We start from the raw sequence: 12,454 nt of genomic DNA on the forward strand, positions 1-12,454 counted from the left end.
TACTTTTATATGTCAACTACTCTTTTTTTCTTTAATTAATCTTGTGATATGAACCGTTAGGTATAATTTTTCTTCATCCGTCAACCGATAATCATATTTTGTCTGAATAAAGGAAGAAATTTTTTCAGTACAAATATAGGACTTGGGATATTGCATTTTCACTAGATCAAAAAGCGCACTCTCATCTCCTTCATATTCGGTTCGCGTCACGAGTCGTTGTGCAAAAAATTTGAGATGAGTAACAAAACGATGATAGGCGAGAGTATTCTCATCCCACTCCAGTGCAAAGTGGTATTTTACGAGATTCAATACTTCTTGAATGACTTTTGTCATTGAAACGATATTCGGCATCTCTTCGTTTAATTCAGCATTCACGATATGAAGTGCAATATAGGCTGCTTCGTCTTCAGGTAATTTAATATTGAATTTTTCTTCAACCAATTTAAGCGCTTGCAAACCTACATTAAACTCATCTTGGTATAAACGCTTAATCTCCCAAAGCAATACATTTTTGATCTCTAAACCTTTTTCATGACGTTCTAATGCAAAATGCAAATGGTCGGCAAGAGCGATGTAGACAAGTTCATTGAGTTTTTTTCCAAGCGTCAATTTTGCAATCGTTACGATATCATCAGTCAAGACGATGATTTCTTCAGGAATTTCTTGAAGTAATAATTTAAATCGTTCATGATTACCTGCATCATCGAGATAAAAGACTTTTTCTACATCTGAGGCTAATATCGTCTGTCCTGAATTCCGCTTAAATCCGATTCCCTTCCCCATGACGACTCGCTCACGCCCTACTTCGTCAAATACACTAATAACATTGTTGTTGAAAATTTGGTGAATGATCATCGGTGACCTCCTTTCAAATCAGGAAAATAGAAAAACCCAAATCAAACGTCACTCACGGTTTCAGTGATCGCTGATTTGGGTTTCGCCTGCTTGACCAGTAACAATCCCTATTCCATTACATTCTATACCATTGTTGATAACGGTTACAAGTATCATTTTTATAAACATTTGCTTCTTCATATCTTTCGATTCACGTACAGCAGTATAAGTGGAAAGAACAAGACTTGTCCTCCTAACGCTAGCAACAGAGCAAATTGAATGTCTTGAAGGATTGATAAATTGACGAGAACTAAAATCAAAAAAAGATATCCGATACTTACGAGATAAGCGATATGTCCACTACGGATTTTAATCGTTCCTTGACGCTCATCATACGGTTCCGTTGGCGAGAATACCGTTCCTGTGATACGTGACGTGACACCTGCTAAAACGAGGATGATTCCGAGTGTTTTAGCCGCAGGATCCGTCATTATTAGGTACAGACCTACTCCTATTAAAAAAATATCTAGTAACACATTGACTCGCATCATTCCGCTCCCTCCTCGTTCGTTCGACTCGGTGTAAAGATGTCTTCGATTCGTTTCTCAAACAAATCAGCCAGTGCAAAAGCGAGGTCAAGTGACGGATTATACCGCTCTTTTTCGATGGAAATGACCGTCTGACGCGATACGTTCAATCGTTTTGCCAGTTCGCCTTGCGACCAACCTCGTTCCTCGCGCATCTTCTTGACCTGATTTTTCATAGTTCCACCTCGCTTATTCCACTATATGTAAATAACGCATCACCTGTCAAGTTTCCTTTACACCTACTTCAAACGCTCCCACATGATATACCGATCGTCGCTCCCAATCTGAATCAATTCCGCTTTTTCAAGCACCCTGATCGATGCTTGATTCGTCAAATCCGTCTTTGCGAGTACAGCCTTCACTTCGGTTTGGTCGAACACCCAATCAATCAAGGCTCGGACGGCTTCCGTCGCAAAACCTCGATTGAGAAACGCTGGTAACAAACCATAACCGATTTCGACTGCTTGTCGCGAGTCTGGTTTCCCTTTGAATCCAATATCTCCGACTACCTGCCCGTCTTTTGTCATGACGAGCCAACTTCCCCAGTACAGCATCAATGGATCTGACGCGAGTAACGTCAAGTGATGCTGTACTTCAGGTCCGTTCTCGTATTGCTGTTGTTGTAAACGCGTTACGTCTGTCGCTGTGCATGGATAAATCGTCAATCGTTCTGTTTGAAGGGTTACCATCGCTTTCTCTCCTTTTCCGTTACGTCTGCCACCACTGTTGTAGATAACGTTGAACATACCAACAGACGATAAAAAAAACTCGTTGCACCAACTATACTGAAAAACACAGGAATCCCTAAGCGAATGAGCCAATACAAGACAGCTAGCAATAAAAAATGTCGCCGGTAACCCGAGTAACACACTCTTTAAAAATGTACTAAGCTCGGTCCGTTCACTTCCTTGTTTGACGAGCCAGGCGAAACTGATCAGACTAACAACCGGCAACGCGGACAAGACGCCACCTAGTGACGGTGAACGACGGGCAACTTCGGTAACGAGACCGATGACCACTGCGCTTGACAATACCTTAACGAGAAAAGCAATCATCTGCAGCCTCCCGCAATAATCGAAACGCCTGTTCAATTGTCTGTTGGTCTGTTTTTGACATCGTAGCAAACACTCGATTCAACCGTTCAGGATCAAGTTCTGTGTGACGCCGAACGATAGTATCTCCATCGTTTGTTAAATCGATCGTTACTTGACGTTGATCTTCCGGATTCCGTTTTTTTCGATATAACCTAATTTCTCCAACTTTTTGACGTGCTCGGACGTCGTATTATGTGAGAGGCGAAATGCCTCGGCAATCTCCTTGATCGTCGGATTCGTCGCAAATTGAATTTGTTGGAGAATACGTACACTCTGGTGAGATAGATTTCTTTGAACCGTGACTGTAGTCGTTTGTAAATTTTTTTCAAAATCAGATGAAATCATGATGCTCCCCCTTATATCGCATAACCCGAATATATCGAAATTACGATATATAACTAGAAAAAGAGGTGTGTTTCATGAAAAAAGTTTTAGCTACTACAATGTTAATTGTTCTTTGTCTCAGTGGATGTCAGGAAGAGACGACGATTACAACGACAGACCTCATCGCGGCTGAAGCCATCGAGCAAAATCAAGATGTGATCCGCTTAAATGACCGTGTTTATCGACTGGATCAATTAGTAACTGTCTCGGATCTCACCTTAACACCTGGTCCACGTATCAAAAAAATGCGATCCGAAACGACACTCAAGGACGGCATGGCGAATCGACTTAAGAGCGGTACGGTCATCTATCAAGAAAAAGATGATACGATGTTTTTATATGTGCAGCGAAACAAGACCTGGTATCGCTATCAATCAATTCCTGAAGGATGAGGAGGAAGACAGATGCAGTATCCAACGACATTTGGCATGAAAAATGGCTACATCCACAATCCAACTTCCGCTGAAGCAATTCCTGTCCGTTATCGTACCGTGATTCGCGACGTCGTCGCCTATGTACAAACCTTATCCGCGTTTCATGGCGTGTACTTGTATGGCAGCGTTGCAAAAGGAACGGCTCGTCCCTTTGAATCCGATCTCGATTTTACACTGATTTTGACAGAACCGTTGACGGTAGAAGAACACATGCAGTTAGATGAACGGACAGAACATTGGCTGACGAACTATCCATTTGTCACCAAAATCGATTATGACATCGGTCTGCTTGGCGACGTCATACGGGATGACGAAGCACTTCGCTGGGGTGTCTGGTTGAAGTCCGTCAACTTATTTTTGGCAGGCGAAAATCTCCAAAGTCGATTTCCGTCCCTTCGTCCGACACGTGCTCTTGGCTTCGCGTTAAACGGTGGGTTATGCGAGCAGTTGAAAACTGATTTATTTCTCCTAGAAACAGGTCAGGTCGCTCTGCTTGATTCGGATTCAATCGTGAAACGGATTGTTCGGAGCGCCTATCACCTCATCTTAGAGAAAGATCAAAGCTTCGTGCATGACCTAGAGACACTCCGACTGATCCTGTTTCATTATTTTCCTGACGAACCGCGCTTTTTGTCACTGTTCGCCTCTTACGATACGCAACAAATCGTCTCGCTGGAAGATGTCCGTTATTTTATTGATTGGTTCTCAACTCGGATGTCGGACGAGTCAATTCTTTAATCGAAATAAACCTTTCCACAGTCCAGCATGATCAAATAATGCCTCTGGATTGTCGACGGGTTTCATTTCCGTTAGTTCGATGATGTCGAATGCATCGAATATGGAGAGTAATCGCTCTTTCGTATAGCCAAGTCCACCTTGGAGACTATTTTCCTGATAGACTTCCCAGTTCGTCAACGTCGATCCGCCAAGCTGAAAGATCCAGTCCTGTCACCGAGAAATCGTGTGTTGCGAGATAGATCGCATTTCGCCCCGGTCCTGTTCCGAGATCTAGAACGTCATCTGGCGAGATCCAACCCTGTTCGACGTAGCGAACTAAGTTCTCATCAGGAATATTCTTAAAAAAACGGGACCGGTTTCTTCCGATCTTCATAAAACTTGTCCCAAAACGGTCCTGGTTCACGCAGTCGCGCATCGAGCATCTTTAAAATATCCTCCATCGTATCAATCGTCTGTGTTTCTGTCATTAATCATTTTCCCCTCTTTTCATCTATAATATTGCATTCGCTTTACTTCCCTGATTTCCCTGTATTTTATGGATGAAAATGCACCATTTTTCTTACCTTACGATATTGTTAGTATGTTCTCGAAATCGCTCATGCTACACTAGCCTTTAATTGAAACAACCATTCAAAAGGGAGATATCTTGCATGCGTCAACATCCGACTTCCACTTCTACTTTAGCAACGGATGAGAAGATCATCCGCTTGATTCAAGGTCTTCATCAAATGCACCATTCACCTATGAAAGCTACCCATTATCAAAAGTTAGCGGCTCAACTTCCTTACCCATCACTTGAAGAAATCAATGCACGATTCGGCTCGTGGGCACACCTTTTAGAGAAAGCTGGCATCGTCAAGGCTTCCCATTTATCGACGAAAGAACGCATGACGTTGAACCGTCCCGCCGCGGTCAAACGAACGAAACGGTGGTCAATCGAAGAAAGCGTCGCCTTTTATGTCGCACAAAAAGGAACGAACATGACGATTCGCTCCTACACGGAATTACGGGATTTACATCCAGAGATGTTAAGTGCGAATACGATCATTCGTCGGTTCGGTACGTGGAAAAAAGCCTTAGCACACTTCGACCTCACCTCGAACGGTTTCTTCACTGACCAAGACTGCCTAGAAGCACTTAAACAAGCTGCAGAAACTCATGGACCGCTATTGACGAGTCAGCAGTATGCTAAGTGGGCACGTGCGCACCAAGCACCTTCACTGACTTTATTGATTGAACGTTTTTCAAGTTGGCGTGAAGCTTTGCGTCGTCTTGATAGCGAATGAAAAGGATCGTGCCCGCTGATTATTTCGACGGGACACGATCCTTTTTGATTATTGTTTTGGTAATCGTAGCAATTCATGATCCGTTCCTTCAGCGCATTTACTTAACGCATAGATTGCCTCTTGCTTCACGATCGTTTTATCGAGTTGCTGACAGACTTCATTCTTTCGATCGTCGTCTGTTGAACCGAACTGATCACGTGATGCATCAGACGAATACTGATACGTCTTGCCGTCATACTCGACGTCATACACAATCGGATCTCCCTCGGTCGTGTAGGCTGTGATGCGAATCTGATCTGATTTTCCTTGCTTCGACTTATTCAAAAAAGACTCGAATCGGTCGCTGTTCTCAACACCTTTCTGGACGATGATGTCGCCGTTCTCCTTTGCCTCTTGCATCGTGTACTTTCCACAACCTACTAAGAATAGGATACATAAAGCCAAACCGATCTTCCGCACCAAAACATCGACTCCTTCTTACTGTTTCGTCAATAGGTGATCTAGGCGATACAGTTGCGACGTGAAACCTTCCTTCATTCCCATGCCCAGCACTTCTTGCACAGCTGCTTCCGTTTCGTAAGTCGATTCAAAGACAATCAATGTCGTTTCTCCATGGTCAATAAATGTCGTGACATTTTCACTACCTGGTAAATTTTCAGAGATAGCTCCTGACGCGTCGGAGAAGTAATCGGCATGACTATAGGTGTTCGGGGCATCGATATGTCTAAAAATTGCTTTCCCCCACGACTCCATGCCATAAAAATCACCTTGTGTTGGATCGACACACCGCATGCAATAATGCCAAACGCCGTCCGGTTGAAATTCGAACGTTTTGATTGTCGTCTCCCAGCCTTCTGGTCCCCACCAGGCTTCGAGTTGCTCTTTTTCCGTGAATGCGGCAAAGACGATTTCTCGCGGTGCCTCACAAACCCATTCCATTCGTAGCACCTTACCATCAATCGATGTCTTCAGTTCCTTTTTCATTCGTCTCGTCTCCCTTCGCGGATGATTGCATCCGCTGCAAATGTTCATCTAGACGATACATGCGTGCTTCCATCTGAGCCATTGTGTTACTCCACGTGACAAGTTCTCGAAAAGCTTCTGGACGAAGGCTATACAAGCGACGATTCGCCTGCCGCTCGACAGTGATTAGTTCTGCGTCAAGCAACAGCTTTAAGTGCTTCGAGGTTTGCGGTTGGCGTAAGTGTAGTTGATCGGCTAACTCATTGACGGAGCGAGGACCATTTCGTAATGCTTCGATGAGTTGTAATCGTATTGGGTCGCCGAGTGCTGAAAATCGTGCGGACATCTGCTCGTTCATATCCGTTCACCTCTTTATTTTATATATTCCCACTTTAGAATATTCCAAACTAAGAATATAAAAAATGCAAAATGATTGTCAGATGCGTTCAAATGGCGTACGTTCTAGAGAACCTGTATGAAAAGAGCGTGAACCAATGAAGACCGAATGGATGGAAGCATTCCTCGTCACCGCGGAGACCGGCAGCCTGACGAAAGCAAGCGAAGTACTGCATATGACGCAACCGGCGTTAAGTAAACAAATCAAAAGTCTTGAGAGTGCACTCGACGTCTCGTTGTTACACCGTTCGGCACATGGTGTCACGTTGACGACAGCTGGCGAAATCGTCTTTGAAGAGAGTCGTGAACTGCTTGACCGGATCGATCAGATGAAACGGCGGATCGGTACGATCGACGAACGGACGACCCTGACGCTCGGATCATGGCCAAGCGTCGCGATGACGTATCTCCCCCGTCACGTCTCGCGTCAAGCGACGGCCCCGGATCTCAAGTTGAAGACGGCGCATACGACGATCGATTTGATGCAAGGTCTTGAAGAACGGCGATACGATGCTGTCTTACTCGACGATCGTCACCATGTCCATCCGTATCATACGACGCATTTGTATACGGAGAATTTTTTGCTTTACGTGCATCAAGACGATGAACGATTCGCGGGCTGTACGTCTGTGGCGTTTGAGCAAATTCGTGACGCCTCTTTCTTATCGCTTCCGATCGATTGCGATTCGACGAACATCCTAAAGGACGCGTTCATCGAGCGAGGTGCCGTCTATCAAGCAGAAAACGAGATGGAATTCGGATCGAGCGTCCTCGGTTTCATCCGTGCAGGATTTGGTATCGCTCTATTGCCGGAGATTTTCCAAGATGGACTGTCACCTGAAATCAAGACGTTACCGGTCGACGGGTTTGATGTCATCCGCAAATTGTCACTCGTCTCACGAGACGCCTCCCATCATGCCATCCTGCTTGATTTACTCGGTCAGTCGCGTTGAAGATGCACTTGTAGTTCATTCCTTAGATCATCGACCTGATCTTGCGAAATCTCTGAATCCGGTGTCTCGCCGTAACGGACGAGATGATAGATCGACGGATCGAGCGTGACATCAATCCGTTGTAACCATTCGCCGACCGTCTCTTCAGAGCGGCGGCGTTTTTGTCGTGTCAGCTGCCGATCGAATGTTTGTAAAAGCCGGCGAATCTCTGACTCTGATTCTTCACCGACAAATGTTTGTCGTGTCGAACGATTCTGTGTAAACACTGGAGGCGGATCCATGAGATCGTCGACTACACTCTCCTGTTTGCGCCGTTTTCGTAAACGCTTCAAGAAGTAGCGTACACTGAAGAGGACAATCAGTAGTATGACAAGACCGACGACGCCATAAAAGGTAGCCACTCCTAATGCATCCTTATCCGCAAATCCCTCGCTTCGTACATCTATCTTTTGTTTGGTCGGTTTACCTTCTTCTCCTCCTCCATTAACTATAATTTGGGCTTGAGAAGTTGCTGGATCATAAAAGAAATAACGGTAGACTTCCGTTCCGACCAATTGAATAGCTAAAAGACTCACGAGTGCTATACATAATGTCATAACTAAACCACGCTTCATCTCATCCCTCCTTTTCAATATTTTACCATTATCATTTCGGAATGCATTGATTTTTCTTTCTTTTCAGTCTATTTTTCATTAGAGTAAGTGATAACTCTCATTTAAAGGACGTGACATCATGTATCTTCCTAGTTTTTCGTTAACGAATCAAACATTTCTCATCACCGGAGCTGGGCGAGGCATTGGACGGGCACTTGCTATCGGGATGGCAGAAGCTGGTGCCGACATCATTCTCGTCGCCCGGACGGAACGCGACTTAAAGGAGACAGCGCAAGAAATCGAACGACTCGGTCAAAAAGCTTACGTTTTCCTGTGTGACATCACTGACCGGAAACAAGTCGTCGAGACGGTGGCTCGAGCTTATGAACAAGTGCCGCAGATCGATGGGCTCGTCAACAACGCCGGGATGAACATTCGCTCGAAGGCACTTGACGTAACGGAAGACGAGTGGGAAACGATCCAACAGACGAATCTGAAATCCGCTTTCTTCTTTGCTCAAGAAATCGGGAAACGGATGCAAGAGACAGGTGGAAGTATTCTCAATATCGCCTCCGTCGCGGGGCACGTCGCTTTACGGACCGGTGTCGTGTATGCGACGACGAAGGCGGCGATGATTCAGATGACGAAGGTATTAGCCCTTGAATGGGGACCACAAAACATTCGTGTCAACGCGATCGGACCGTGGTATTTTAAAACACCGCTGACGGAACCCTTACTAAAAGATCCTACATATCTGCAGGAGATCGTTGACGTGACACCACTCGGTCGGGTGGGTGAATTAGAAGAGCTCGTTGGTCCAGTTGTCTTCTTATCATCTGCCGCTGCCCGTTACGTGACGGGACAAACACTTTATGTTGATGGCGGGATGACGATTAAAGGTTTTTAAAACAGAAGAAGACGGATGCGCATCTGCCCATCCGCCTTCTCATATCTGAAAGGAGTTTCATCATGCCAAAACGTATTGCACTCGTAGCTGGTGCCTCCCGTGGCGCCGGACGTGGCATCGCTTATGCTTTAGGTGACGCCGGAATGATTGTTTACGTCACGGGACGAAGTACGAATGAACAGACGACGGACAATCGTAGCGAGACGATCGAAGAGACGGCTGCTGGTGTCACGGCACGCGACGGACTTGGCATCCCGGTCGTTTGTGACCATACAAGTCTTGATGATATCGATCGTCTCATTCAGCAGATCCAACATCAACATGGTCGAATCGATCTCCTCATCAATTGTGTATTCGGTGGTTCGGAAAGCCACTTGCCGTCCGGAACCGGACGACGGTTTTGGGAGCGACCACCGGAACATTGGGACGCGATGATGTCCGCCGGACCAAAAGCGTATTTGTGGACGATTCGGGCTGCGATGCCATTACTGCAACAGAGTCCAGCCGCGCTCGTCATCAATTTGACGTCATTCACACCAGATCAGGTGGCCGGAAATCTTTATTATGATTTGGCGATGCAAACGATTAATCGGATGACGCACGTCATGGCGCAAGAGTTAGCTCAAACAACTATCTCTGTCATCGCGCTCTGCCCCGGTTTCATGCGGACCGAACGGGTTGTCGATGCCGGTTTCGCGAGTGCCGCGACTGAATCGACGACCTATATCGGACGAGCCGTTACAGCGCTGATGGCGGATGACGATGTTAGACGTTATTCTGGACAAGCCGTCTTCGTTGCCGATCTCGCGAAGACCTATCACTTTACGGATCAGGACGGGACGCAGCCACTACCGTTTTGACCTATACCGTCAGAGGAGTGTAAACTATGTGTCCTGAAGATAATCAATTGATTTCGCTCGCTTTATCACGATTTGGGATTTCATATGATTCTGCTCTAGATCATTCAATCTCTTTATCGACTTTCGGAATTCATGGTGACAAACATTATCGAATAATCTGTAATAGTAACGCTTATTCTTTACGCCTTCTTGCGGATGATCGATATAGTTCTGAGACAGAACTTGCCTCTGCATCTGATTTGAATCAGCAATTATACGTAACTGATAGGATACGTGAACACGGACTCCCCTTCATGAAACGCGTTCAACCGACAACTGACTCAAATACATTTTCAATGATTCAGGATGATGCTGGTCAAGCATGGCGCTGTGTCCTCTTTGATTGGATAGACGGCACACATATTACTGCACAAACCAAATCATCAGCGTCAAAAATGGGTGCGTTGCTAAGACAACTACATGATATACCGGTCGATTCGCAATTTTCTTTTCCGGTCGTTGACCATACCGTCGCCTATCAAAAATGGCATCATGATTTATCAAAGGTGGATACTGTCATCACCTCAATAGAACAACAAAGGTTAGGTAACTATCTCGATCTCGTCCAGTTTCATATCTATCAGGCACAACGCAGATCGAAGAACGATATGCTACCTGTTTTATCAACAGACCTCAATGCACTAAATATCTTATGGAGGAACGATCATATCGTCGGAATCATTGATCATGAACATATCGGTTACTCTGATCGTATACAAGACCTCGCATGGATCCTTAAATGGTATGCACGAAATGAAGGGATTCATTCTTTTAGCGTGTCTCCTGAACTAGTGCAAGCGATTTTAGAAAACTATGACATGAATATTTTTGATCACGATGATTTTGTTCGACTTGAATCCTTACTCTGGCTTTCGGGTTGTTTCAATTTCCATTTCGTTCAACAAACATTCAACCTTTTATCTGATTCTATCGTTACAAACGAGGAATTGAGCAATCACCTAGAACGTTACCTTCAAAGAGGAAAAGCTCTCGTCTCACTACTAGCAAGATGATCAATCGAAGGACCAGGTCACTTCCGTTCCGGTCGTACTGAATCAAAGACCTCTTTCGCATCAAAGAATGGATCGAGTACGCTCGTCTTTCCAGCAACGGCTTGGCGTAAACGAATCCCATCAACGTTGATCCGGGCTTGGCGGAAGTAGTCGGGACCAATTTGCTTCCACGCATGTTGACTCGCATCGACATTAAAGAAATAGCGGAACCCGCTATCGATGAGCAAACGATATTTCTCACCCGAATAATCGTGCCAATCCCCGACATCACTGCCGTACGGATAAATCAATTGCGTCGTTTTTCCGATCAGCGGTGCAACGTCTTGTTTGTAGCGTTTAAGATCCGCGCGAATCGTCGTGACTGATTCTTTCCCGACCCAAATATGTCCGTACGTATGACTCGCGAACTGCCAGCCGTCCTGTTTTAATGCGACAGCGGTCTGCTTCGCTTGATTTCGTGCCGTTTCAACCTTTTCATTGTGTCCGTATTGATTGTAGGAGGAACGATAACCGAGCACCCCGTTGTAACCTGTGATGCCGAGCAACCCTTTTGCTCCTTTATAGGAAAAGTCAGGATGAGACTGGACGAACGCATCAACGAGCGGTACGAGATCATAAGCACCATCCGGCTTTCCGACCATCTCGTTGACGATTTTACCATCCTTCACTTTCAAATTCTTCGCAAATCCATCCCCTTCCATGTATTCATAATAATTGACGTCGTCCTGAGAAAGAACGAGCGGTTGTTTTCCTTTTGGTAAACGGACGGGTGTCTCGACGATCTTCCCGTTCATCTCTTTTGCTAAATCCGTCGGTCGGACGAGTACATAGTTGTTTTTGTACAATGCATCCAAGATTCGTTCGAACTCCTGTTGCGTCACCATGTAATCATCGTATCCTGCTTCCTTCCGGTCGCCGTCAAATGCTCGTTTTGGATCGGCAATCAATGAATGGAAAAAGAGATGCGGCACAGGTTTCGTCACAGGCAGGAGCGCCTGCTTTTTCTGTTCGTATTCTTTCGTTCTTTGTATCGTCTCTTTTGTGCGTACAGGTTTTAATACCTTGATTGCTCGCTCATAATCGTACTGGGCAGCGTAACGCTCAGCACGCTGTATCGTCTTTTCTATGTATGCTTGCTGAGTAGCTTGCCTTTTTTGTTCAGTTTCTCGTGGTTTTTCAGACTTTTTCTCGGCGACTTCGCTTCCCCCACATCCACTTAGTAGTAAACTTAGCACCACACCGCTAATGATCCAGTTCCGTTTCATGTCTTTCGACTCCTTCATTAATTTTGACATTTTCATTCTCTATTATTTTAACTGTTCCCGATTGTTCAGTCGATTAACTATTTTTCGAGTCATTCCGTTTCGTTATGA

The 12,454-nt window shown here is 45.3% G+C and carries 17 protein-coding genes and 1 pseudogene; 7 read left to right on the plus strand and 11 right to left on the minus strand.

The window, feature by feature from the left end:
- Nucleotides 1-12: 12 nt before the first annotated feature.
- From licT to ACY2IG_RS09325, 5 genes are all read right to left on the minus strand, one after another.
- Nucleotides 13-855, minus strand: coding sequence for a BglG family transcription antiterminator LicT (gene licT / locus ACY2IG_RS09305; RefSeq protein WP_290773905.1), 843 nt, complete (start codon nt 853-855; stop codon nt 13-15).
- Between the two features lie 176 nt (nt 856-1,031).
- Nucleotides 1,032-1,385, minus strand: coding sequence for a hypothetical protein (locus ACY2IG_RS09310; RefSeq protein ID WP_462617789.1), 354 nt, complete (start codon nt 1,383-1,385; stop codon nt 1,032-1,034).
- A complete protein-coding gene (locus ACY2IG_RS09315) occupies nt 1,382-1,597 on the minus strand; it encodes a helix-turn-helix transcriptional regulator (RefSeq protein WP_462617790.1) in 216 nt (71 codons plus the stop codon). The genes ACY2IG_RS09310 and ACY2IG_RS09315 overlap by 4 nt, the downstream gene beginning before the upstream one ends.
- A gap of 63 nt (nt 1,598-1,660) precedes the next feature.
- A complete protein-coding gene (locus ACY2IG_RS09320) occupies nt 1,661-2,476 on the minus strand; it encodes a GNAT family N-acetyltransferase (RefSeq protein ID WP_462617791.1) in 816 nt (271 codons plus the stop codon).
- Nucleotides 2,477-2,623: 147 nt separating this feature from the next.
- Nucleotides 2,624-2,860, minus strand: coding sequence for a MarR family transcriptional regulator (locus ACY2IG_RS09325; protein WP_462617792.1), 237 nt, complete (start codon nt 2,858-2,860; stop codon nt 2,624-2,626).
- Between the two features lie 74 nt (nt 2,861-2,934).
- Here ACY2IG_RS09325 and ACY2IG_RS09330 point away from each other — a divergent pair, with 74 nt between their 5' ends.
- On the plus strand, nt 2,935-3,291 hold the full coding sequence (locus ACY2IG_RS09330) for a hypothetical protein (RefSeq protein ID WP_462617793.1): 357 nt from the start codon (nt 2,935-2,937) through the stop codon (nt 3,289-3,291).
- Between the two features lie 12 nt (nt 3,292-3,303).
- Nucleotides 3,304-4,071, plus strand: a complete 768-nt coding sequence (locus ACY2IG_RS09335) for a nucleotidyltransferase domain-containing protein (RefSeq protein ID WP_462617794.1) — start codon at nt 3,304-3,306, stop codon at nt 4,069-4,071.
- On the opposite strand, the pseudogene ACY2IG_RS09340 reads toward ACY2IG_RS09335, so the two are convergent.
- Nucleotides 4,060-4,538 (minus strand): annotated as a pseudogene (locus ACY2IG_RS09340) (class I SAM-dependent methyltransferase). The gene ACY2IG_RS09335 and the pseudogene ACY2IG_RS09340 sit on opposite strands and share 12 nt — an antisense overlap.
- A 183-nt stretch (nt 4,539-4,721) precedes the next feature.
- Here ACY2IG_RS09340 and ACY2IG_RS09345 point away from each other — a divergent pair.
- Complete coding sequence (locus ACY2IG_RS09345; protein WP_462617795.1) at nt 4,722-5,357, plus strand: homing endonuclease associated repeat-containing protein; 636 nt, start codon at nt 4,722-4,724, stop codon at nt 5,355-5,357.
- Nucleotides 5,358-5,405: 48 nt separating this feature from the next.
- Here the strand turns inward: ACY2IG_RS09345 and ACY2IG_RS09350 are convergent, their stop codons facing one another.
- From ACY2IG_RS09350 to ACY2IG_RS09360, 3 genes are read right to left on the minus strand one after another with little or no spacing between them, the layout of a single operon-like run.
- Nucleotides 5,406-5,816 carry a DUF4362 domain-containing protein gene (locus ACY2IG_RS09350; RefSeq protein WP_462617796.1) on the minus strand — a complete coding sequence of 137 codons (411 nt, stop codon included), beginning with the start codon at nt 5,814-5,816 and terminating at the stop codon, nt 5,406-5,408.
- Between the two features lie 18 nt (nt 5,817-5,834).
- On the minus strand, nt 5,835-6,341 hold the full coding sequence (locus ACY2IG_RS09355; protein WP_056061754.1) for an SRPBCC family protein: 507 nt from the start codon (nt 6,339-6,341) through the stop codon (nt 5,835-5,837).
- Nucleotides 6,313-6,678, minus strand: a complete 366-nt coding sequence (locus tag ACY2IG_RS09360) for an ArsR/SmtB family transcription factor (RefSeq protein ID WP_462617797.1) — start codon at nt 6,676-6,678, stop codon at nt 6,313-6,315. Before ACY2IG_RS09360 ends, ACY2IG_RS09355 begins: the two co-directional genes overlap by 29 nt.
- Before the next feature lie 136 nt (nt 6,679-6,814).
- On the opposite strand from ACY2IG_RS09360, the gene ACY2IG_RS09365 reads away from it, so the two are divergent.
- A complete protein-coding gene (locus ACY2IG_RS09365; RefSeq protein ID WP_462617798.1) occupies nt 6,815-7,669 on the plus strand; it encodes a LysR family transcriptional regulator in 855 nt (284 codons plus the stop codon).
- On the opposite strand, the gene ACY2IG_RS09370 is transcribed toward ACY2IG_RS09365, so the two are convergent.
- Nucleotides 7,657-8,283, minus strand: a complete 627-nt coding sequence (locus tag ACY2IG_RS09370; RefSeq protein ID WP_329468549.1) for a hypothetical protein — start codon at nt 8,281-8,283, stop codon at nt 7,657-7,659. The two genes, ACY2IG_RS09365 and ACY2IG_RS09370, sit on opposite strands and share 13 nt — an antisense overlap.
- A 118-nt stretch (nt 8,284-8,401) precedes the next feature.
- Here ACY2IG_RS09370 and ACY2IG_RS09375 point away from each other — a divergent pair, with 118 nt between their 5' ends.
- The 3 genes from ACY2IG_RS09375 (at nt 8,402) to ACY2IG_RS09385 (ending at nt 11,081) form a co-directional block, all read left to right on the plus strand.
- Complete coding sequence (locus tag ACY2IG_RS09375) at nt 8,402-9,169, plus strand: SDR family NAD(P)-dependent oxidoreductase (RefSeq protein ID WP_329468551.1); 768 nt, start codon at nt 8,402-8,404, stop codon at nt 9,167-9,169.
- Nucleotides 9,170-9,231: 62 nt separating this feature from the next.
- Nucleotides 9,232-10,029, plus strand: a complete 798-nt coding sequence (locus ACY2IG_RS09380) for an SDR family NAD(P)-dependent oxidoreductase (RefSeq protein WP_462617799.1) — start codon at nt 9,232-9,234, stop codon at nt 10,027-10,029.
- 26 nt (nt 10,030-10,055) lie between these two features.
- The gene (locus ACY2IG_RS09385) at nt 10,056-11,081 is read left to right on the plus strand and encodes a phosphotransferase enzyme family protein (RefSeq protein ID WP_462617800.1); all 1,026 of its coding nucleotides are present in this window, start codon (nt 10,056-10,058) and stop codon (nt 11,079-11,081) included.
- Between the two features lie 17 nt (nt 11,082-11,098).
- Here ACY2IG_RS09385 and ACY2IG_RS09390 read toward each other — a convergent pair whose 3' ends face one another.
- On the minus strand, nt 11,099-12,346 hold the full coding sequence (locus ACY2IG_RS09390; protein WP_329468558.1) for a polysaccharide deacetylase family protein: 1,248 nt from the start codon (nt 12,344-12,346) through the stop codon (nt 11,099-11,101).
- Nucleotides 12,347-12,454 lie beyond the last annotated feature (108 nt).

Source organism: Exiguobacterium sp. EF_C8 (genome assembly GCF_054956715.1).

Bases quoted from the DNA above. Each gene is read 5' to 3' on its own strand.
- licT (WP_290773905.1), bottom strand. From the start codon at position 855: ATGATCATTCACCAAATTTTCAACAACAATGTTATTAGTGTATTTGAC.
- ACY2IG_RS09310 (WP_462617789.1), bottom strand. From the start codon at position 1,385: ATGATGCGAGTCAATGTGTTACTAGATATTTTTTTAATAGGAGTAGGT.
- ACY2IG_RS09315 (WP_462617790.1), bottom strand. From the start codon at position 1,597: ATGAAAAATCAGGTCAAGAAGATGCGCGAGGAACGAGGTTGGTCGCAA.
- ACY2IG_RS09320 (WP_462617791.1), bottom strand. From the start codon at position 2,476: ATGATTGCTTTTCTCGTTAAGGTATTGTCAAGCGCAGTGGTCATCGGT.
- ACY2IG_RS09325 (WP_462617792.1), bottom strand. From the start codon at position 2,860: ATGATTTCATCTGATTTTGAAAAAAATTTACAAACGACTACAGTCACG.
- ACY2IG_RS09330 (WP_462617793.1), top strand. From the start codon at position 2,935: ATGAAAAAAGTTTTAGCTACTACAATGTTAATTGTTCTTTGTCTCAGT.
- ACY2IG_RS09335 (WP_462617794.1), top strand. From the start codon at position 3,304: ATGCAGTATCCAACGACATTTGGCATGAAAAATGGCTACATCCACAAT.
- ACY2IG_RS09345 (WP_462617795.1), top strand. From the start codon at position 4,722: ATGCGTCAACATCCGACTTCCACTTCTACTTTAGCAACGGATGAGAAG.
- ACY2IG_RS09355 (WP_056061754.1), bottom strand. From the start codon at position 6,341: ATGAAAAAGGAACTGAAGACATCGATTGATGGTAAGGTGCTACGAATG.
- ACY2IG_RS09360 (WP_462617797.1), bottom strand. From the start codon at position 6,678: ATGAACGAGCAGATGTCCGCACGATTTTCAGCACTCGGCGACCCAATA.
- ACY2IG_RS09365 (WP_462617798.1), top strand. From the start codon at position 6,815: ATGAAGACCGAATGGATGGAAGCATTCCTCGTCACCGCGGAGACCGGC.
- ACY2IG_RS09370 (WP_329468549.1), bottom strand. From the start codon at position 8,283: ATGAAGCGTGGTTTAGTTATGACATTATGTATAGCACTCGTGAGTCTT.
- ACY2IG_RS09375 (WP_329468551.1), top strand. From the start codon at position 8,402: ATGTATCTTCCTAGTTTTTCGTTAACGAATCAAACATTTCTCATCACC.
- ACY2IG_RS09380 (WP_462617799.1), top strand. From the start codon at position 9,232: ATGCCAAAACGTATTGCACTCGTAGCTGGTGCCTCCCGTGGCGCCGGA.
- ACY2IG_RS09385 (WP_462617800.1), top strand. From the start codon at position 10,056: ATGTGTCCTGAAGATAATCAATTGATTTCGCTCGCTTTATCACGATTT.
- ACY2IG_RS09390 (WP_329468558.1), bottom strand. From the start codon at position 12,346: ATGAAACGGAACTGGATCATTAGCGGTGTGGTGCTAAGTTTACTACTA.